This is a genomic window from Salidesulfovibrio onnuriiensis, from assembly GCF_008001235.1.
Taxonomy (GTDB): Bacteria; Desulfobacterota; Desulfovibrionia; order Desulfovibrionales; family Desulfovibrionaceae; genus Pseudodesulfovibrio; species Pseudodesulfovibrio onnuriiensis.
In genome coordinates this window covers 1580188-1600130 of record NZ_CP040751.1, presented here as the reverse complement: position 1 = coordinate 1600130, position 19943 = coordinate 1580188, and the positions used below count along the sequence as shown (strand labels likewise).

General features: G+C 60.8%; 17 protein-coding genes. 12 read left to right on the top strand and 5 right to left on the bottom strand.

The features are described from left to right. Nucleotides 1-176 precede the first annotated feature (176 nt). Both FGL65_RS07320 and FGL65_RS07315 read left to right on the top strand, forming a co-directional pair. The gene (locus FGL65_RS07320) at nucleotides 177-1988 is read left to right on the top strand and encodes a methyl-accepting chemotaxis protein (RefSeq protein ID WP_147820561.1); all 1812 of its coding nucleotides are present in this window, start codon (nucleotides 177-179) and stop codon (nucleotides 1986-1988) included. Between the two features lie 156 nt (nucleotides 1989-2144). Next, nucleotides 2145-4295 (top strand): methyl-accepting chemotaxis protein, encoded by a 2151-nt coding sequence (locus FGL65_RS07315; protein ID WP_147820559.1) that lies wholly within the window; start codon nucleotides 2145-2147, stop codon nucleotides 4293-4295. Nucleotides 4296-4359: 64 nt separating this feature from the next. On the opposite strand, the gene FGL65_RS07310 is transcribed toward FGL65_RS07315, so the two are convergent. Both FGL65_RS07310 and FGL65_RS07305 read right to left on the bottom strand, forming a co-directional pair. Then, nucleotides 4360-5085 carry a substrate-binding periplasmic protein gene (locus FGL65_RS07310; protein ID WP_187170576.1) on the bottom strand — a complete coding sequence of 242 codons (726 nt, stop codon included), beginning with the start codon at nucleotides 5083-5085 and terminating at the stop codon, nucleotides 4360-4362. A gap of 226 nt (nucleotides 5086-5311) precedes the next feature. Beyond that, nucleotides 5312-5776: an Lrp/AsnC family transcriptional regulator gene (locus FGL65_RS07305; RefSeq protein WP_147820554.1), complete on the bottom strand. Its 465-nt coding sequence runs from the start codon at nucleotides 5774-5776 to the stop codon at nucleotides 5312-5314. Nucleotides 5777-6012: 236 nt separating this feature from the next. Between FGL65_RS07305 and FGL65_RS07300 the strand changes: the two genes are divergently transcribed. The 7 genes from FGL65_RS07300 to FGL65_RS07270 all read left to right on the top strand — a co-directional run bounded on the left by FGL65_RS07300 (nucleotide 6013) and on the right by FGL65_RS07270 (nucleotide 14083). Beyond that, nucleotides 6013-7203 (top strand): glycine C-acetyltransferase, encoded by a 1191-nt coding sequence (locus FGL65_RS07300; RefSeq protein WP_147820552.1) that lies wholly within the window; start codon nucleotides 6013-6015, stop codon nucleotides 7201-7203. 16 nt (nucleotides 7204-7219) lie between these two features. Further along, on the top strand, nucleotides 7220-8308 hold the full coding sequence (locus FGL65_RS07295) for a M20 family metallopeptidase (protein WP_147820550.1): 1089 nt from the start codon (nucleotides 7220-7222) through the stop codon (nucleotides 8306-8308). A 186-nt stretch (nucleotides 8309-8494) separates the two neighbouring features. Further along, on the top strand, nucleotides 8495-10105 hold the full coding sequence (locus tag FGL65_RS07290; protein WP_147820548.1) for an ABC transporter substrate-binding protein: 1611 nt from the start codon (nucleotides 8495-8497) through the stop codon (nucleotides 10103-10105). 86 nt (nucleotides 10106-10191) lie between these two features. Further along, nucleotides 10192-11193 (top strand): ABC transporter permease, encoded by a 1002-nt coding sequence (locus tag FGL65_RS07285; protein ID WP_147820546.1) that lies wholly within the window; start codon nucleotides 10192-10194, stop codon nucleotides 11191-11193. 2 nt (nucleotides 11194-11195) lie between these two features. After that, on the top strand, nucleotides 11196-12092 hold the full coding sequence (locus FGL65_RS07280; RefSeq protein WP_147820544.1) for an ABC transporter permease: 897 nt from the start codon (nucleotides 11196-11198) through the stop codon (nucleotides 12090-12092). A 12-nt stretch (nucleotides 12093-12104) separates the two neighbouring features. Then, nucleotides 12105-13082 carry an ABC transporter ATP-binding protein gene (locus FGL65_RS07275; protein WP_147820542.1) on the top strand — a complete coding sequence of 326 codons (978 nt, stop codon included), beginning with the start codon at nucleotides 12105-12107 and terminating at the stop codon, nucleotides 13080-13082. 2 nt (nucleotides 13083-13084) lie between these two features. After that, complete coding sequence (locus FGL65_RS07270) at nucleotides 13085-14083, top strand: ABC transporter ATP-binding protein (RefSeq protein ID WP_147820540.1); 999 nt, start codon at nucleotides 13085-13087, stop codon at nucleotides 14081-14083. A 239-nt stretch (nucleotides 14084-14322) separates the two neighbouring features. Here FGL65_RS07270 and dgcA read toward each other — a convergent pair whose 3' ends face one another. Together dgcA and FGL65_RS07260 are read right to left on the bottom strand one after the other, a co-directional pair. Beyond that, on the bottom strand, nucleotides 14323-15309 hold the full coding sequence (gene dgcA, locus FGL65_RS07265) for an N-acetyl-D-Glu racemase DgcA (protein WP_147820538.1): 987 nt from the start codon (nucleotides 15307-15309) through the stop codon (nucleotides 14323-14325). Nucleotides 15310-15324: 15 nt separating this feature from the next. Beyond that, nucleotides 15325-16086, bottom strand: a complete 762-nt coding sequence (locus FGL65_RS07260; RefSeq protein WP_147820537.1) for a class I SAM-dependent methyltransferase — start codon at nucleotides 16084-16086, stop codon at nucleotides 15325-15327. Between the two features lie 249 nt (nucleotides 16087-16335). Between FGL65_RS07260 and tdh the strand changes: the two genes are divergently transcribed. The 3 genes from tdh (at nucleotide 16336) to FGL65_RS07245 (ending at nucleotide 19396) form a co-directional block, all read left to right on the top strand. Further along, nucleotides 16336-17379 (top strand): L-threonine 3-dehydrogenase, encoded by a 1044-nt coding sequence (tdh, locus tag FGL65_RS07255; RefSeq protein WP_250645596.1) that lies wholly within the window; start codon nucleotides 16336-16338, stop codon nucleotides 17377-17379. A 169-nt stretch (nucleotides 17380-17548) separates the two neighbouring features. Further along, nucleotides 17549-18607: an endonuclease/exonuclease/phosphatase family protein gene (locus FGL65_RS07250; protein WP_187170575.1), complete on the top strand. Its 1059-nt coding sequence runs from the start codon at nucleotides 17549-17551 to the stop codon at nucleotides 18605-18607. A gap of 147 nt (nucleotides 18608-18754) precedes the next feature. After that, on the top strand, nucleotides 18755-19396 hold the full coding sequence (locus FGL65_RS07245) for a CatA-like O-acetyltransferase (RefSeq protein WP_187170574.1): 642 nt from the start codon (nucleotides 18755-18757) through the stop codon (nucleotides 19394-19396). Between the two features lie 207 nt (nucleotides 19397-19603). Here FGL65_RS07245 and infA read toward each other — a convergent pair whose 3' ends face one another. Continuing rightward, nucleotides 19604-19822 carry a translation initiation factor IF-1 gene (gene infA, locus FGL65_RS07240; protein WP_147820531.1) on the bottom strand — a complete coding sequence of 73 codons (219 nt, stop codon included), beginning with the start codon at nucleotides 19820-19822 and terminating at the stop codon, nucleotides 19604-19606. Nucleotides 19823-19943 lie beyond the last annotated feature (121 nt).

Here is a 19943-nt window from a genome sequence, read left to right as displayed (position 1 = left end):
CGGACTACACCATTCGGGGAAAGTGCCACATCTGCAAAGAATATTCGTCAGAACAATATATGAACCTATTATAGTTGTTATAATTATTGTGACACGTTAAGAAAGCGTTACATTTCCCCTATTGCGTGCTGATTTCCAGCAACAATGCTCTGCAAACCACACTAGAAGGGGAAATCATGTTCAACAATCTTTCCATCCGACACCGAATCTTCGGTCTTCTGAGTCTCGTTCTCGGCTGCCTTGTTCTGGCGGTCCTCATGCTCATCAAAACAATGTACGCCATCGGAAGTTTTTCCACCGGCGAACTGCAGAAAAACATGTTTGAACTGGAAAAATCCAAGATAAAAATCGCCACCCACGCCATGGCCATCTCCCTCGGCGACCTTCTGACGGGACTGAGCGAGGACCAAAAGGTCGAGGCCATCCGGACGGCCATCAAGAACATCCGTTTCGAGGAGGACAGTTCCGGCTATTTCTTTGCCAACAAGGACACCACCACCCTGGCCCATCCCACCAAGCCATCCCTGCACGGGAAGGACATCCAGGGGGCCAAGGACAAGAATGGCGTCTTCTTCATCAAGGAACTGGACAAGCAGGCCCATGGAGGCGGCGGCTTCGTCTCGTACATCTATCCCAAACCCGGCATGGGGGACCAGCCCAAGCTCGGCTACGCGGAAATGATACCCGGAACCGGCTTCTGGATCGGGACCGGCATCTACATCGACAACATCGATACGGCCAAGGCAACCGTCTCCGGGCAGATCGACGACATCGTGGAGCATCAGACCCTGAGCCGCACCGGCATCATTGCCGGCATCCTCGTCCTGGTCGTTCTGCCCATGAGCATCTACATCATCCGATCCATAACCAAACCCTTGCGTGAAACCATGAGTGCCGCCGACGAGGTCGCCCACGGCAATCTCGACATCGCGCTGAACCCGCAGGGAAAAAACGAAATCGCGCAGATGCAGGAATCCCTGGGAGCCATGGTCATTACCCTCAAGGACAACATCAAGGGCATCGAGGCCAAGGAAGCCGAGGCCAACACCCAGGCCGAAGCCGCCCAGGCAGCCCTGCAAAAGGCCGAGGAAGCCATGGCCAGGGCCGAAGTGGCCACCAGGGAAGGCATGCTTACCGCCGCAGGCCGCCTGGAGGGCGTCGTTGCCCACATCAACGAGGCCACGGGCGACATTGCCGGGCGCAGCGAAGAGATCCGCTCCGGCACCGACGTGCAGCTGGAACGCATCAACGAGGCGGCCACGGCCATGGAGGAAATGAACGCCACCGTGCTGGAAGTGGCCCGCAACGCGGGCGACGCGGCCCAGCAGGCCGACCAGTCCAGGACAAAGGCCATGGAAGGCTCGGAACTTGTCAGCGAAACAGTGGAAGCCATGGCCGCCCTGCAGGAACTGACCATGGAGCTCAGGAAAAACATGCACAAGCTCGGGGCTCAGTCCGAAGCCATCGGTGAGGTCATGAACGTGATCAACGACATTGCGGACCAGACCAACCTGCTGGCGCTCAACGCGGCCATCGAGGCCGCCCGCGCGGGCGAGGCAGGACGGGGCTTCGCGGTGGTGGCCGACGAGGTGCGCAAGCTGGCCGAAAAGACCATGGGCGCAACCAAGGAGGTGGGCGACAACATTCAGGGCATCCAGCACCTGGCCAAGCTCAACGTGCAGGGCATGGACAAGGCCGTGGAAGCCATCAACAACGCCACGGACATCTCCAACGATTCCGGAGACAAGCTGACCGAGATCGTCGAAATGGCCCAGGGCGCCGCGGCCCAGGTGCAGTCCATCGCCGCCGCCGCCGAGGAACAGTCCGCCGCCTCCGAGCAGATCACCCGAAGCGTGGACGAGATCAACACCATCGCCCAGGAAAACACGGACCGCGTCAACCAATCCGACAAGGACATCCAGGGACTGGCCGACCAGGCCCGGGAGCTCTCCCAATTGGTGGAGGAACTCAAGGCAGAAGGCTGCTAGCGACTCAAATCATCTATAGATTCCAAAGGCCACCCATAATGGGTGGCCTTTTCGGCGTTATGCAAGGTTTTTGGCCGATTTTGATTGCCTTCCGCAAGATGATCGGCTAATCGCGCTCGATATAGGGAGCATCACTACATCCATGAGGAGTATCTCGTGAAATTCAAGGATTGGAGCCTCAAGCTCAAAATTCTGATTCCGATTTTTTCCATCGTCCTCCTGGTTCTGACGGTATCCAGCCTGGTCATGACAATGAAGGCCCAGGACATGGCCATCACCCAAGCCAAGGAAATGGCCCACGACAAGGCTGCGGCATACAGCCTGGACGTGGCCAACACCATGAACCTGGCCATGACCGTCACCAGAACCCTGGCGGCAACTTTCGATCGGAGCGCCGCCTTCATGCGGATCCCCGATCGCGAGGATCTGGATTCCATTCTCATCCAGACTCTGGAACGTCACAAGGAACTGGCGGGAACATGGTGCGCGTTCCTGCCCGACGCCTTTGACGGACGCGAGGAAGAATACAAGGACATCTACAACGGCGCTTACCGCAACTGGTACTACCGGGACAACGGCAAGATCGCCAAAAGCTTTGACGGGACTTCGGTCATGGTCGGGCATGAATGGTTCGACAATCCCATGTCCGGCGACGTGGAGACCATAACCGAGCCCTACCCCTACGAAGCGGGCGGAAAGACTTTCTGGCTCTCCTCCACGGGCCACCCCATCAAGAAGAACGGCAGGAACATCGGCGTGGTGGGCGTCGACTTCTACCTGAACGATCTGCAGAAGACCGTGCTGGGCATCAAGCCCTTTGAAACCGGCTACGCCTTCCTGGTCACCAGCAAGGGGACCATCGTGGCCCACCCGGACAAGGCGATCGTGGCCAAGAACATATCCGACCACCTGCCCGCCCACCACCTCAATGCGGCCATGAAGGCCATCAAGTACGGCGAACGGTTCACCTTCACCGACGTTTCCGATGTCAACGGGGAGGAATCCTACGTGGCCTTTGCCCCCATCACCGTGGGCAAGACCGGCACCACCTGGAGTCTGGCCGTGGTCGTGCCCATGGACAAGGTGCGCGAGCAGGCCGATTCCTTTGTCATCGTCAGCGTGGTCATCAGCGTGGTGGCCATCGCCATCCTGTTCCTGGTCGTGCTGTTCATCGCCAACATCATCATCAAGCCCCTGCGGGAAACCATGGCGGCCGCCGATGAGGTTGCCAACGGCAACCTGGACGTGCAGCTCCATCCCAAGGGCAAGGACGAGACCTCGCTCATGCAGCGTTCCCTCAACTCCATGATCTCCACGCTCAAGGAGAACATCAAGGGGATCGAGGCCAAGGAGGCCGAGGCCAACAAGCAGGCCGCGGCCGCCCAGGAAGCGCTGCAAAAGGCCGAGGAAGCCATGGCCAAGGCCGAAGTGGCCACCAAGGAAGGCATGCTCACCGCTGCCGGACGCCTGGAAGGGGTGGTCACCCGCGTCAACGAGGCCACCGGCGACATCGCGGACCGAAGCGAGGAAATCCGCTCCGGTACGGACATCCAGATGGCGCGCATCCACGAGGCCGCCACGGCCATGGAAGAGATGAACGCCACCGTTCTGGAAGTAGCCCGCAACGCGGCCGACGCCGCCCAGCAGTCCGACCAGTCCCGCATCAAGGCCCTGGAGGGCGCGGACCTGGTTTCCGACACGGTGGAGGCCATGGCCAACATGCAGAAGCTGACCATGGAACTACGCGAGAACATGCACAAACTCGGCGCCCAGTCCGAGGCCATCGGCCAGGTCATGAACGTGATCAACGACATCGCGGACCAGACCAACCTGCTGGCGCTCAACGCGGCCATTGAAGCCGCCCGCGCTGGCGAGGCCGGACGAGGATTCGCCGTGGTTGCCGACGAGGTGCGCAAGCTGGCCGAAAAGACCATGGGCGCAACCAAGGAAGTGGGCGAGAACATCCAGGGCATCCAGCACCTGGCCCAGCTCAACGTACAGGGCATGGACAAGGCCGTGGAAGCCATCAACGGCGCCACGGATGTCTCCAACGAATCCGGGGCGAAGCTCAAGGAAATCGTCAGCATGGCAGAGGAAGCCGCCGCACAGGTGCAGTCCATTGCCGCCGCTGCCGAGGAACAGTCCGCCGCCTCCGAGCAGATCACCCGCAGCGTGGACGAGATCAACGCCATTGCGCAGGAAAACACCGAGCGCGTCAGCCGTTCCGACAAGGACATCCAGGGACTGGCCGACCAGGCCCACGTGCTGTCGCAGCTGGTGGAAGACCTCAAGGCCGACGCCCAGTAACCTGTCCATCAACGCAAACAAAAAAAGGCCGCTCCGTTTGGAGCGGCCTTTTTTTGTATCCCGTTTAATTCATGTCGGGCAGAATTTCCTGCATGCTTCCGTCCGCCTCCATGGAGTCGATGGCCCGCGATATCTTCTCGGCCAACTCCCTGCCTTCCTCCGTGGGCTGGAAGGCGATGAACACCGGCTGCATGTTGAGCACGGCGGAAAGATCAAAATCCAAATCGTTCAACTGCAATTCCTTCATGGCGTAAAAGGCCGTGTACCCGTCGGCCACAACCACATCGAGACGCCCGTCGGCCAGCTTCTTGAGGCTCCCCTCGGTGGTGTCCGCATAATCGATGAGAATTCTTCTGTTTTTTGTAATGGAACCGGGATAGGAAAACCCTCGGGTCAAACCGACCTTCTTCCCGGCCAAATCCTTGATGGACCGCAAGATGGGAGAGCCTTTTCTGACAAAGGCGACAATCTTCTTGATGAATATCTGCCGGGTCAATGCAGCGTCCTTTTCAAGGGTCGTGCGAAGGGCCGGAACAATGCCCATGGCCTCCCCATCCTCGAAAAAACGCATGGCCCGCTTGGTGGGAAGCATCTCCATGGTGTAGGTCACCCCCGCCCGCCGGGCCGCCTCCTGGAAAAGAAGAATGAATGCGCCATACTCTGCGTCGTCCACCAGATAGGGAATATGATAGCAGACCATACGGTACGGCTTGGGATTCTGGGCGATTGCCAAAGACAACCCCAGCAGCATCAGCAGCGCGCACATGGCAAGAATGGGTAGTTTTTTCATAAGAATGTCCCTTATGCACACTGTCGCCGACATGCGGACAGAATTCCATTATATTGAACACAGAAAAACCGCCCCCCATGGAGCGGCCTTTTTTTATAAAAAAACACAAAGTGTTAAAAATGCGCGAACGCAAGGAACAAAAAAAGCCAGCCCGAAGCGCATGAATCCATACGCGAGGAGCTGGCTTTTGGCAGCAACGAATCAATCGTGCGTTTATGAAAACCGATCAGACCTTGAGTTCAACCCACTTGTCGATGGCTTCCAGATAAATGAACGATTCGGTGGAGGTGATGTCCGTAATGTTGGCCAACTCTTCCACCAGGAAACGGTGCATGTCCCGCCGGGACTGCACGAAGACCTCGATGATCAGGTCGTAACGGCCCGTGACGTTGATGACCGACTGCACGGCGGGCAGCTTGCCGATCTCCTCCATGATCTCGCGGTGCGCGGGGTTGCGCAGGTTGATGCCGATCATGGCGGTCAGGGTGTTTTCAAAAAAGAGCGGATTCACCGAGGCGGTGATGCGCAGATACCCCTCGCGTATCATGCGCTCGGTGCGCAGGCGCACCGTGCCGTCGGAAACATTGAGCTTGCGGGCGATGTTCTTGTACGACTCGCGTCCGTTCTCCTGCAATTCCTGGATGATCTTGTGATCGATCTCGTCCAGGGTCAGTTGTTTTTTCTTGACCATAAACTCCCTCTCTGTGACAGCTTGTGTGGCGGTGGCGGGTGCTGTGCGCGCTCTCTCATTCGCGCAATGGTTTAATTTATAGCCACTTTTCTGCGCGTTCGTCAATTTGCCCCGGGAAGCCGCGTCCCGGGCCCCACCGTTGTTGCGGATAGTGGAAATGGATAGTATCGATATTATCGTACAAGCAATTATTATTTATTCATTTTGCGAATTCTTTACCATACATGGAGATTGAAATGCGTAACGACCTGCTGAAAGAGCTGGCAGAGCACACCGAGGAACTCAAGAAAACGGGCCTGTATAAGGAGGAGCGGATCATCACCTCGCCCCAGCAGGCCGAGATCACGGTGCGGGGAGGCCGCGAGGTTCTCAACTTCTGCGCCAACAACTACCTGGGCCTTTCCAACCATCCCAAACTGGTGGAAACCGCGCACGCCGCCCTGGACAGGCACGGATTCGGCATGTCCTCGGTGCGCTTCATCTGCGGCACCCAGGAGATCCACAAGACCCTGGAAGACAAGCTAACCGATTTCCTGGGCATGGAGGACACCATCCTCTACGGTTCCTGCTTCGACGCCAACGGCGGCCTGTTCGAGGCCATCCTCGGCCCCGAGGACGCCATCATCAGCGACCAGCTCAACCACGCCTCCATCATCGACGGAGTGCGCCTGTGCAAGGCCAAGCGCTTCCGCTACGCCAACAACGACATGGCCGACCTGGAAGAGCAGCTCAAGGCCGCGCAGGACTGCCGCTACCGCCTCATCGTCACGGACGGCGTCTTTTCCATGGACGGCATCATCGCCAACCTGAAAGGGGTCTGCGACATGGCCGACAAGTACGACGCCATGGTCATGGTGGACGACTCCCACGCCGTGGGCTTCGTGGGCGAAAACGGCCGCGGCACCCATGAATACTGCGGGGTCATGGACCGGGTGGACATCGTCACCGGCACCCTGGGCAAGGCCCTGGGCGGCGCGTCCGGCGGCTATACCTCGGGCCGCAGGGAGATCATCGAATGGCTGCGCCAGCGCTCCCGCCCCTACCTTTTTTCCAACACCCTGGCCCCGGTGATCGCGGCCACCTCCATCGCCGTGCTGGACATGCTCCGGGAAACCAGCGAGCTGCGCGACCAGGTGAACGACAACGCCCGTCACTTCCGCGCCCGCATGGAAGCGGCAGGGTTCAGGCTGGTGCCCGGCGAACACGCCATCATCCCGGTCATGCTCGGGGACGCGGTGCTGGCCTCCAAGATGGCAGCACGCCTGCTGGAGGAAGGCATCTACGTGGTGGGCTTCAGCTTCCCGGTGGTGCCCCAGGGCCAGGCCCGCATCCGCACCCAGATGTCCGCCGGCCACACCCGGGCCCACGTGGACCGCGCCGTGGACGCCTTCATCAAGGTCGGCCGCGAACTCGACGTCATCAAATAGCCCCGCGGGATCAACCATGACAATGCTCGACGAAATCATCCAGCTGACCAGCTACCTGATCCGATTCAAGACCATGCACTCCAGGCCCGAGGAAACCCGGGCCTGCGCCCGGTTCATCCTGGACTGGTGCAAAAAGCACGACATGGAAGGCGAATACCTGGAACACAACGGCGTGCCGTCCATTGCGATCATGCCCGAGGCAGGCAAGCGCGCCCGGCTCATGCTCATGTCCCACATCGACGTGGTGGACGCCGAGGAAAAGCTCTTCGAGCCGCGCATCGAGGGGGACAAGCTCTTCGGCAGGGGCGCGGGCGACGACAAGTACGCGGCCGCCCTCTCGCTGGTTCTTTTCCGCGAACGCCTCGCCGCCCTGCGCGCACAGGGCAAGGACCGCAAGGACATGGCCCTGGGCGTGCTCATCACCGGCGACGAGGAAACCGGCGGGCCCGACGGCGCGGGCCATGCCCTGACCAAGGTCCAGGCCGACTATGTCATCGCCCTGGACGGCGGGTCGCCCCAGCGCATGGTGCTCAAGGAAAAGGGCATCATCAACATGACTATCACGGCCCGGGGAACCGCAGCCCACGGGGCGCGCCCCTGGCTGGGACACAACGCCATCGAGGCCCTGATCCGCGACTGGGAATCCCTCAAGGCGCTGTTCACCGAGGAAAACGAGGAACACTGGCACCGCACCGTCAACTTCGGCATCGTCCGCGCGGGCGAATCCATCAACCAGGTTCCCGACGTGGCCGTGGGCCAGTTCAACATCCGCTACACCGACAACGACGATCCCGAGGCGCTCGTGGCGCAGATCCGCGACGCCGTGAACGGCGAGGTGGAGGTGATGCGCATCGACCCGGTCTTCGCCTCCCCGGCCTCGAAATACACGGACCGGCTCCTGGAGCTTTCCGGGGCCGAGCGCGTACAGGAACACGGGGCCAGCGACGCGCGCTACCTGGAGCCCAACGGCATGGCCGGCGTGGTCTGGGGCGCGGAGGTCTTCGGCTCCATCCACGGGGCCAACGAATGCGTTTCCATCTCCAGCATCGGCACATTGTCCGAAACGTTACAAAAGCTTGTCATTGAACTGGAAAACGAAAATTAGGCCGCGAACAACAACGAGAAACCCAAGCGCGACCCTTTCCTAACGAGCCGATTTAAGGTATGTCGGAGAACGCATGTTTGAAAATCATCGGGCGGCCCGCTGTCGCATGCCGAACGATGAATGGTGAGAGATGATGGAGGCATTCATCTTCGTTCTGAACCTGAACTCGATCCGTTGGAGGTTTGAATGTTCAAAAAAGCTCTGTTGATTGCAATGGTAGCCGTCATGGCCATGACCGGCTCCGCATTCGCAGCCCCGAAAAAGGGCGGCACCATCGTCATGGGCCGCGGGGCCGACAGCCCGGGCCTCGACCCCGCCTACGAGACCGACGGCAACTCCTTCATGGTCTGCGACAACGTCTACGACGCCCTGGTGGGCTTCGAGCCGGAAAGCACCGACCTGAAACCCGGCCTGGCCGAATCCTGGGACATCTCCCCGGACGGAAAGACCTACACCTTCCATCTGCGCAAGGGCGTCAAGTTCCATGACGGAACCGACTTCAACGCCGACGCGGTCGTCTTTTCCCACGGCCGTCAGATGAAGGACAAGTCCGGCTGCAAATTCTTCCAGAAGGAATGGGCATGGCCCACCGATGCCCCGGCTCCGGAATACTGGCTGTCCATGATCATGGACGACCTGGTCGAGTCCATCACCGCCACCGACGACTCCACCGTGGTCTACAAGCTGAAAAAGCCCGAAGCCCCGTTCATCGCCAACATGGCCATGGACTTCGCGGACATCGTCAGCCCCACCGCGGTGCTCAAGTACGGCGCCGACTACATCACCCACCCCGTGGGCACCGGCCCGTTCAAGTTCGTCAAGTGGATGAAGAACGACCGCATCATCCTGGAACGCAACGACGACTACTGGGACGGCGCACCGTACCTCGACAGGGTCATCTTCCGCGTCATCCCCGAAAGCTCGGTCCGCTTCCTGGAACTCAAGCAGGGCAACATCCACATCTGCCAGTACCCCAATCCCGAAGATGTTGAACTGGCCGAAGCCGACCCGAACCTGGCCGTCATCACCCAGCCGGGCATGAACATCGGCTACATGGGCTTCAACCACACCAAGCCCCTGTGGCAGGACGCCCGCGTGCGCCAGGCAATCGCCCACGCCGTGAACAAGCCCGCCATCGTGGACAACATCTACTACGGCATGGGCATCCCGGCCAAGAACACCATTCCGCCGAACCTGTGGAGCTACAACAACGACATCGTCGACTACGAGTACAACATCGAAAAGGGCAAGGCCCTGCTCCAGGAAGCAGGCTTCTTCGACAAGCTGAAGGAAGCCGGCCAGGACAAGATCACCCTGTGGTGCATGCCCGTGCCTCGCCCCTACAACCCCTCCGGCATGAAAGTGGGTGAAGCCCTCCAGGCCGACCTCAAGAAGCTCGGCATCGAAGTGGAACTCGTGACCATGGAATGGGGCACCTACCTCAAGAAGCAGCGCACCCAGGATCCCAGCATGGACCTGTTCCAGCTCGGCTGGACCGGCGACAACGGCGACCCGGACAACTTCCTGGCAGTGCTGCTGGACGGCCTGGCCGACCCCAACGTCCGCACCCAGTTCAAGAACGAGGAATACCACAACCTGATGGTCCAGGGCCGCGAAGTGACCGACAAGGCCAAGCGCACCGAGATCTACCGCCGCGCCCAGCAGATCATCCACGACGAAGTCGCCATGATCAACATGGCCCACTCCATCGTGGCCCAGCCGCAGAGCAAGCGCGTGCAGGACTTCAAGCTGCACCCGACCACCAGCGTGTACTTCCACAAGGTCTGGCTGAAGTAGCAAGCCTCCGGCTTGATTGAACAAATGCAATATCCGGCAGGGGTGGTTCCGACCGCCCCTGCCGCTTCAATAAAGTAGAGACCATTTTGCTGTATTACATCCTCAAGAAATTGGCGCAGGTCATCCCGACTCTTCTCGGGCTGTCCGTGCTCATCTTCCTGATGATTCACCTCGTGCCGGGCGACCCGGCCGAGATGATGCTCGGGGAGCGCGCCAACGAGAACTCACTCAAGGAACTCAGGCACCAGCTGGGCCTGGACCAGCCCCTGCACGTGCAGTACGGCCGGTTCATCAGCCGCCTGGTGCAGGGCGACCTGGGCCGCGCCCTGCGCACCAACGAAAAAATCACCACCGAAATCAAGGAACATTTCCCGGCCACCATTGAGCTGTCCATGGTGGCCATCGTCTTCGCCATCGTCTTCGGCATGCTGGCGGGGATCGTGTCGGCCACGCGACAATACTCGCTCTTCGACTACGGATCGATGGTGCTCTCGCTCATAGGGGTATCAATGCCAATCTTCTGGTTGGGGTTGGTGCTCATGATCATTTTCTCGGTGAAACTCGGGTGGCTGCCCCTTTCCGGGCGGTTGAGCTACGACATCGTGCTCGAGCCCATCACCCACCTCTATCTGGTGGACTCCATCCTCCAGGGCAACTGGGCCGCGTTCAAGGACGCACTGCATCACCTCATCATGCCCGCCTTCACCCTGAGCACCATTCCCATGGCCATCATCGCCCGCATGACCCGTTCCTCCATGCTCGAGGTCCTGCGGCAGGACTACATCCGCACGGCCAAGGCCAAGGGGCTTTCCCCGCGCATCGTGCACTACAAGCACGCCCTGCGGAACGCGCTCATCCCGGTGGTGACCATCATCGGGCTCCAGTTCTCCATCCTACTGGGCGGGGCCATCCTCACGGAGACCATCTTCGCCTGGCCGGGCATCGGTTCCTGGCTGCTGCATTCGGTCTATGCCCGTGACTTCAACGCGGTACAGGGCGGCACCATGATCATCGCCTTCATCTTCGTGCTCATCAACCTGCTCGTGGATATCACGTACGCATGGATCAACCCGAGGATCAAGGTGTAGCCATGTCCGAAATCGCAGCGAAAAAAGCAACCTACTCGTCCCACTCGCCCATTGTGGAAGCGCTCATGCGCCTGCACAAGAACCGCACCGCGGTGGTGGGGCTCGTCATTGTCGGCGTGTTCGTCATCCTGGCCCTGTTCGGCCAGTGGCTCGCGCCCAAGGACCCGTTCGAGCAGTCCCTGTACACCAAGCTGAAGCCGCCCTTCTGGGAACCCAAGGCCGCCGAGGGCTTTTTCCTGGGCACCGACGACTTCGGCCGCGACCTGCTCTCGCGCATCATCTACGGCGCGCGCATCTCCATGATCGTGGGCACCGTGTCCGTGTCCATCTCCCTGTTCTTCGGCACCATCGCCGGGGCCGTTGCGGGCTTCTACAGGGGCTGGACCGATATCGTCATCATGCGCGTCATGGACATCCTGCTGGCCATCCCGAGCATCCTGCTGGCCATCGTCATCGTGGCCTTTCTCGGGCCCAGCCTGGAAAACGCCATGATCGCCATCGGCGTGGTCTCCATACCCCGCTACGCGCGCATCGTGCGCGGGTCCGTACTGGAGGAATACTCCAAGGACTACGTGCAGGCCGCGCGCTCCCTCGGGGCCTCGGACTTCCGCCTGATCTTCATCCATATCCTGCCCAACTGTCTGGCGCCGCTCATCGTCCAGACCACGCTGGGTTTCGCCTCCGCCATCCTGGAGGCGGCGGCCCTGAGCTTCCTGGGCCTGGGCGCACAGCCGCCGACCCCGGAATGGGGCGCCATGCTGGCCAGCGGCCGCGCACTCATCCTGCGCGCCTGGTGGGTGGTCACCTTCCCCGGCATCATGATCCTGTTGGCAGTGCTTGGATTCAACCTGCTCGGCGACGGCCTGCGTGACGCGCTGGACCCGAGGCTCAGGGATTAGGGGGAGCGAGAAATGACCAAACCGTTACTGAACGTGGACAATCTGTCCACCTACTTCTATACGGACCGCGGCGTTGCCAAGGCGGTCTGCGATGTCAGCTACCAGATCAATTCGGGCGAGACCCTCGGCGTTGTCGGCGAATCCGGCTGCGGCAAGTCGGTCACGGCCCTGTCCGTCATGCGCCTCATCCCGGAGCCTCCGGGAAAGATCGTCGAGGGCAAAATCGAGTTCGACGGCGTGAACCTGCTGGACCTCAGCGAAAGGGAAATGCGCAAGGTCCGGGGCAACAAGATCTCCATGATCTTCCAGGAGCCCATGACCTCGCTGAACCCGGTCTTCCGGGTGGGCGACCAGATCGCCGAGGCGCTCATGCTCCACGAGGGACTGAGCCGCAAGGCGGCCCTGGAACGCGGCGTGGAACTGCTCGACCAGGTGGGGATTCCCTCGCCCCGGTCGCGCATCTACGACTACCCGCACCAGATGAGCGGCGGCATGCGCCAGCGCGTCATGATCGCCATGGCCCTGGCCTGCAGGCCCAAGCTGCTCATTGCCGACGAACCCACCACCGCGCTGGACGTGACCATCCAGGCCCAGATCCTGGACCTCATGGACAAGCTGCGCGAGGAGACCGGCACGGCCATCCAGCTCATCACCCACGACCTGGGCGTCATTGCAGAGACCGCGCAAAAAGTGCTGGTCATGTATGCGGGCCGCGTGGTGGAGCAGGCCGACGTGCGCGAGCTGTTCACCAACCCCATGCACCCGTACACCCGCGGCCTGATGCGCTCCATCCCGGGCCTGGGCAGGCACGAGGAAAAGGAACGCCTGGAAACCATTCCGGGCATGGTTCCCTCCCTGCTGCACCTGCCCCAGGGCTGCCGGTTCCACGACCGCTGCCGCCACGCCACGGAACGCTGCGCCCGGGAAGAGCCTGAACTGAAGATCGCCGACGGCAAGCACCCGGTGCGCTGCTGGCTGTATGAGGACTAGACATGAGTGATACCAAGGAAATCCTGGTCCAGCTGCGCGGCGTGCGCAAACACTTCACGGTCAAGGGCGACATGGGCCGCGCGGCCGGTGTGGTCAAGGCCGTGGATGGAGTGGACCTGAACATATACAAAGGCGAAACCCTCGGGCTGGTGGGCGAATCCGGCTGCGGCAAGTCCACCCTGGGCCGCTGCATCCTGCGCCTGGACCGCCCCGAGGAGGGCTCGGTAATCTACGGGAACACGGATGTGCTCTCCCTGACCCGCAAGGAAATGATCCCCATGCGGGCCAAGATGCAGATCATCTTCCAGGACCCCTACTCCTCGCTCAACCCGCGCATGACCGTGGGCCAGATCATCGGCGAGGGGCTGACCATCCACAACATCGGCGAAAAGGACCAACGCCGGGAAAAGGTGGGCTATCTCATGGACAAGGTCGGCCTGCGGCCGGAACAGGCCATGCGCTACCCGCACGAGTTCTCGGGCGGCCAGCGCCAGCGCATAGGGGTGGCCCGCGCCCTGGCCCTGAACCCGGAGCTGATCATCTGCGACGAGCCTGTCTCGGCCCTGGACGTTTCCATCCAGGCGCAGGTCATCAACCTGCTCATGGACCTGCAGGACGAGTTCGACCTGACCTACCTGTTCGTTTCCCACGACCTGTCCGTGGTCAAGCACATCTCGGACCGCGTGGCCGTCATGTACCTGGGCCGCATCGTGGAGCTGGCCGAAAAGCACGAGCTCTATGACAACCCGAGCCATCCCTACACGCAGGTGCTGCTCAACGCCGCGCCCACCCCGGACGTGAACGCCAAGAAGGACCGGGCCGCGCTCTCCGGCGAACTGCCGAGCCCGCTCAACCCGCCCCAGGGCTGCCACTTCCATCCGCGCTGCTCCAAAGCCATGGACAAGTGCTCGCAGTGCACCCCGGCGCTCACCGACCTGGGCAACGGCCACAAGGTCCGTTGCTTCCTCTACTCGGACGAACTGGACGCCTGCAACATGTAAGGCTGCCAAGAAGAGCGCGATTACTTCGTTACTGCCCAAAAGGCCAAGCCCCTCTGTTGACAGAGGGGCTTTTTTCATGCCTCCGGCGGGCAAGGGGAATAATTCCCCTTGCATCCCCTATCAAATAAACACGGCCATCCACTCGCAACGAGAGAGGATGGCCGTGTTTATTATCCGGATTCCAAAGGGATTAGCCCTTTGGCGAGGTGCAGGGGCAGCGCCCCGCTCTTATCGGCTGCCTACCCCCATAATGCTGCTACGGGAGGATACGCGAGACTTCCCTCGTACTCTATGCCGGGCCTGTGATCGTCGGCCAGAAGCAGCGGACCGTCCAGGTCCACGAAATCGGCCTGCTGGGCCAGGAGCATGGCCGGGGCCATGGACAGGGACGTGCTGAGCATGCAGCCGGTCATGACCTGGAATCCCATGGCCTTGGCCTCGTGCAGCAGGGCCGCGCCTTCGGTAAGCCCGCCGGCCTTGTCCAGCTTGATGTTGATGGCGTCGTAAAGTCCCTTGAGCCGGGGCAGATCGGTCCGGTCGTGGCAGGACTCGTCCGCGCAGACCGTGATGGGCCGCGCCAGGTCGGCCAGCACCGAATCGTCGCCCGCCGGGAACGGCTGCTCGATGAGCGCCACGCCCAGGTCGGAAAGCCGGGGCACCATATCGCGATATTCCTGCACGCTCCAGGCCTCGTTGGCGTCGATGATCAGCCGGGCCCGGGGCGCGCCTTCATGCACGGCCCGGAGCCGCTCCAGATCGCCCTCGCCGCCCAGCTTGACCTTGAGCACGGGCCGGTCCGCGTTCAGGGCGGCCTTGTCCTTCATGGCCTCGGGCGTATCCAGGCTCAGGGTATAAGCCGTGGGCACCGGCCCCAGCCCGGAAATGGCCAGAAGCGATGCGGCGGACGTGCCCCGCATCTTGGCCTCCAGATCCCACAGGGCGCAATCCAGGCCGTTGCGCGCGGCCCCGGCAGGCAGCAGCTTCTGCAGGGCCTCGCGGTCGGGGGCTTCCAGCTCCTTCCCGGCCGTGAGGATATCGGCTATGACTTCGTCCACGGTCTCGTTGTAGCGGGCATAGGGAACGCATTCGCCCCGGCCGGTAAAACCGCCGTGCGAAACATGCACTTCGACCACCACGGCCTCGGTGCGCGACCCGCGCGAAATGGTGAATTTTCCGGCCACGGGCCAACTGCGGGAAAAGGCTTCGACGGTGATTTGCTGTGTCATGGGTTACTCGAAGGATCAGGCTGAAAGATTGGTTCCATAGGCCGCTTCCATGAAACGGCGGCTCAAGTCGATGAAATACAGGCGCATGTTGTTGCAGGACTCGGGTTCTTCCGAGGCGCGAAAAAGGTGATTGACGGATTCGGGAAAGCCCACCCCCACCCCGAGCACGCCCAGCCCGTGGGACTGATGGAAATTCATGTGCGGATAGCCGGTGCGTATCTCCTCCCAGAACTTCCAAACCCCGAAATCGCCGCCAGACTCGATGGTGTCGTGAAAGAGCACCACGGCCCGGTCAGAGAGCTTGGGCAGCCAGGTCTTGAAATCATGCCGCACCGCATCGTATGTATGCAACCCGTCGATGTGCAGCAGATCCACGCTCCTGTCCTCGAAATGCTTAAGCGCGTCGTCAAAGGACATGCGGTGCAGGGTGGAAAAGGATTCATAGCGGCGGTTAAACGAGGACACGGACTCGAAGATGTCTGAACCGTATTTGCCGGAATGGGAATCGCCCTCCCAGTGGTCGATGGCGTGGCAGCGGGTGGGCAGCGAATTTTCGCGCACGGCCTCGCAGCAGGTGAAGTAGGAAAAACCCTGGTGCGTGCCCAGCTCCACGAAAACGCGCGGCCGAAACACCCGCATGATCCAGCGGGCAAGGAAGACATGGCCCATCCAGGGCGAGGGCGAGGGCAGCACCGCAGGCAGGCCCAGATCCTGCTGGGTGATGTCCAGGTCGCGCATGACCTGCCAGGGAATCTTCACCTTCTGTTCGCCGCCCAAAACTCCTCCACGCGAAGATCAAGGATATACATGGCATTTGCCGCAAGGCATGCTATCAAAAGCATGGAAAAGTGAACAGTGATCACTTTGCGCAAAATAAACCTTTTAATTTTACGCATATCGCAATTTGAATCCTAGCTATTGTCTTGTTCATGAAATTTGAGACATAAAACTTGCTTTTTGAGCAAAATTGGCGCACTAATTTTGCACGCAACGCATTAAGGACAATTCCAAGAGAGAGGAGTGCACATGAAACCGTTGAACAGCATGAAAGCGCTGGTCAAAAGCAAGGCCGAGCAGGGCATCTGGATGGAGGAGGTCCCCTTCCCCACCTGCGGCCACAACGACGCGCTGATCCGTATCACCAAGACCGCCATCTGCGGTACGGATATCCACATTTTCAATTGGGACCAATGGGCCCAGCAGACCATCCCGGTGCCCATGGTCGTGGGCCACGAGTTCGTGGGCGAGGTGGTGGAGATCGGCGGCGAGGTCCGGGGCATCAAGCCCGGGGACCGAGTTTCCGCCGAAGGCCACATCACCTGCGGGCACTGCCGCAACTGTCGCGCGGGCAAGCGCCACCTGTGCCGCAACACCGTGGGCGTGGGCGTGAACCGGCCCGGCTGCTTCGCCGAATATCTCTGCGTCCCGGCCGTGAACGTCTTCAAGATCCCGGACAACATTTCGGACGATGTGGCCTCGGTGCTGGACCCCCTGGGCAACGCCGCGCACACGGCCCTGTCCTTCGACCTGGTGGGTGAGGACGTGCTCATCACCGGGGCGGGCCCCATCGGGGCCATGGCCGCCGCCATCTGCCGCCACGCGGGCGCGCGCCACATCGTCATCACGGACATCAACGACTACCGCCTGGGCCTGGCCAAGCAGCTCGGCGCCAGCCGCGCGGTGAACGTGACCAAGGAAAAGCTGGAAGACGTCATGGCCGAACTCGGCATGGTGGAAGGATTCGATGTGGGCCTGGAAATGTCCGGCAGCCCGGTGGCCTTCCGCGACATGCTGGACCAGATGAACTACGGCGGCAAGATCGCCCTGCTGGGCATCCTGCCGGGCGAAACGGCCATCGACTGGAACAAGGTGGTCTTCAAGGGATTGTTCATCAAGGGCATCTACGGCCGCGAGATGTTCGAGACCTGGTACAAGATGGCCTGCATGCTCCAGAGCGGCCTGGACATCACCCCGGCCATTACCCACCACTACAAGATCGATGACTATGAAGAGGCCTTCGAGGTCATGCGGTCGGGCAAGTCCGGGAAAGTGATTTTGGATTGGACGTAATCGCCGCCGACGAAACGGCTAACAATCAAGATCGCCCTGAAGCTCTTCATCGAGTTTCAGGGCTTTTTTCATGGTGACAAACTCGGCAAATCGTCCAGGATCTATTCAAATAGATACACATATATGCTACAGGCGTACAAAATCCCTTTTCCAACACAAGGAGCACGCCATGGCCAAACTGAGCTTCGCCACCTTCAACCTGCGCAACCTCCAGTTGCCCGGAGAAGTCTACTACACCACCTCCCGGCCCTACACCCGGGATGAATACGACGCCAAGATCCGCTGGACCGCCCACATCCTCAAGGAACTCAAGGTCGACGTTATCGGCTTCCAGGAGCTCTGGTCCCCGCAGGCCCTGGAGGAGGCCTTTGACGCGGCGGGCATGCTCCGGGACTACGACATCGTCGCCCGCAAGGCTCCGGCGGGCAAGGTGCAGGTGGGGCTTGCCGCGCGCAAGGGCATGTTGAAGGACACCCCGGAATGGCTGGAACTGCCCGAGGAACTGCTGCTCAAGAAATACCGGGGCAGCAACGACGACGAGCCCGAGGAAGAGATATCCGTGGACATCCGGAAGTATTCCCGGCCTCCGCTCTGCGCGACCATCAAGGCCCTGAGCCCGAAAAAGGCCCCCCAGATCAAGGTCGTGGTGGCCCACCTCAAGTCCAAGCGGCCCACGGACCTTTACCGCGAGGCGCGCAAGCACCCGGAGATCAAGCCGCACACCGAGGCCCTGGGCTCGGCCCTGTCCACCATCCGCCGCGCCTCCGAGGCGGCGGCCCTGCGCATCCACCTGAACAAGATGCTCAAGGACACGGACCAGGCCGTGGTGGTCATGGGCGACCTGAACGACTCCACCCTGAGCACGACCACCACCCTGCTCACCGAGCAGCCTCCCTACCGGCTCTTCGAGGCCAGCACCGCGGGCAGGAAGTCGGACACGGGCCTGTATTCCGCAGCAATGATGCAGCAGTACCGCAGCCTGCGCGACGTCTACTTCACCCACATCTTCAAGAACCAGATGGAATCCTTGGACCACATCCTGTTTTCCGAGCAGTTCTACGACCACTCGGACAAGCGGCGCTGGTCCTTCCACGAGATGCTGGTCTTCAACGACCACCTCTTTGCCCCGCACGGGCACGATCCCGAGGACGTGCCGAACATGCTCCCCTCGGACCACGGCGTGGTCAAGGTGGTCTTCGACCACAAACCGGCCAAAAAGACGGAATAGCATCAGAAGCCGAGGAGAAGACGCGTGCCCGACGCGTAGTATCCCTCCGCGACAACACGGCAATCGATGCGTTATCCGAGGCCGAAAGGGGTGGTCCCGCCACCCCTTTTCTTATATAAAAGGACTCCCCAAACCAACGGAGCCGCAATGAAAACCATCGACCTGGACTCGTGGCCGCGCAAAAGCCACTTTCACCTGTTCCGGAACCACGGCGTCCCCCACTTCACGGTGACCGCCGAGGTGGACATCACCGACATGCTGGACTGCATCAAGGCGCAGGGGACCTCGGTCTTCTCGGCCACCATGTTCTGCCTCATGCGGGCGGTCAATGCCGTGCCCGAACTGCGCATGCGCTTTCACGGCGACTCCGTGGTGGAGCACGCCGTGACCCATCCGGGCGTCACCGTGCCCATCGAGGGGGAACGCTTCAACTTCTGCTACATCGAATATTCCGAGAACTGGAAGATCTTCGAGGCCAGCGCGACCGCAGCCATCGAGCAGGCCTCCAGCCAGCCCGATCTGGTGAACAAGGACGGGGAACACGACAACCTGACCTATATGACCTGCCTGCCCTGGATGACGGCCAGCTCCATCCAGTTCCCGGTGCTGGGTCCGGACGACTGCGTGCCCCGCGTGGGCTGGAGCCGGTTCGCCACCCGCGAGGGCCGCACCATGCAGCCCGTGCACGTCATGGCCCACCACGCCCTGGTGGACGGCCTGCACGTGGGCAGGTTCTTCCAGAACCTGGAAGCCCTGCTGAAGGATATTCCCGACACGTTTTCTCTTTAGTTACTATCAATATGCGCCAGCACTTTGGCTGTTCAAAAGTGATTGGATGCCAGGAGCCAGGGAAAAGCAGCCCGCAGCGTATTCCCAATACGTGAGGACCTGCTTTTCCCGCAGCGAGACCGCAGACAGCCGCTTTTCAACAGCCAACAAAAAAGGCCTGGTTTCCCAATGGGAAATCCAGGCCTTTTCTTCGCTAGCGAAAAACCGTTAGCGAGGACGGAAGGTAATGCGGCCGCGGGTCAGGTCATACGGGGACAATTCCACGGTGACGGTGTCGCCGGGCATGACACGGATGCGGAACTTGCGCATTTTTCCGGAAATATGTGCGAGCACTTCGTGCCCGTTTTCGAGCTGGACACGGAACATGGCATTGGGAAGTGCTTCTTCCACCGTGCCCTGAACCTGAATTCCTTCTTCTTTGGCCATATGAACTCCTTGTATGTAAATCTATGACAACCGGCCTCTGAGGGCTCCGGATGTTTTGCTTTCTCTTCCGGCCCTGGATGCAGGCCGGAGTTGAAGCCCTACGCTATGCCCCGTCCCGCGT

Bases quoted from the DNA above. Each gene is read 5' to 3' on its own strand.
- FGL65_RS07320 (WP_147820561.1), top strand. From the start codon at position 177: ATGTTCAACAATCTTTCCATCCGACACCGAATCTTCGGTCTTCTGAGT.
- FGL65_RS07310 (WP_187170576.1), bottom strand. From the start codon at position 5,085: ATGAAAAAACTACCCATTCTTGCCATGTGCGCGCTGCTGATGCTGCTG.
- FGL65_RS07305 (WP_147820554.1), bottom strand. From the start codon at position 5,776: ATGGTCAAGAAAAAACAACTGACCCTGGACGAGATCGATCACAAGATC.
- FGL65_RS07300 (WP_147820552.1), top strand. From the start codon at position 6,013: ATGCGTAACGACCTGCTGAAAGAGCTGGCAGAGCACACCGAGGAACTC.
- FGL65_RS07295 (WP_147820550.1), top strand. From the start codon at position 7,220: ATGACAATGCTCGACGAAATCATCCAGCTGACCAGCTACCTGATCCGA.
- FGL65_RS07290 (WP_147820548.1), top strand. From the start codon at position 8,495: ATGTTCAAAAAAGCTCTGTTGATTGCAATGGTAGCCGTCATGGCCATG.
- FGL65_RS07280 (WP_147820544.1), top strand. From the start codon at position 11,196: ATGTCCGAAATCGCAGCGAAAAAAGCAACCTACTCGTCCCACTCGCCC.
- FGL65_RS07275 (WP_147820542.1), top strand. From the start codon at position 12,105: ATGACCAAACCGTTACTGAACGTGGACAATCTGTCCACCTACTTCTAT.
- FGL65_RS07270 (WP_147820540.1), top strand. From the start codon at position 13,085: ATGAGTGATACCAAGGAAATCCTGGTCCAGCTGCGCGGCGTGCGCAAA.
- dgcA (WP_147820538.1), bottom strand. From the start codon at position 15,309: ATGACACAGCAAATCACCGTCGAAGCCTTTTCCCGCAGTTGGCCCGTG.
- tdh (WP_250645596.1), top strand. From the start codon at position 16,336: ATGAAACCGTTGAACAGCATGAAAGCGCTGGTCAAAAGCAAGGCCGAG.
- FGL65_RS07250 (WP_187170575.1), top strand. From the start codon at position 17,549: ATGGCCAAACTGAGCTTCGCCACCTTCAACCTGCGCAACCTCCAGTTG.
- FGL65_RS07245 (WP_187170574.1), top strand. From the start codon at position 18,755: ATGAAAACCATCGACCTGGACTCGTGGCCGCGCAAAAGCCACTTTCAC.
- infA (WP_147820531.1), bottom strand. From the start codon at position 19,822: ATGGCCAAAGAAGAAGGAATTCAGGTTCAGGGCACGGTGGAAGAAGCA.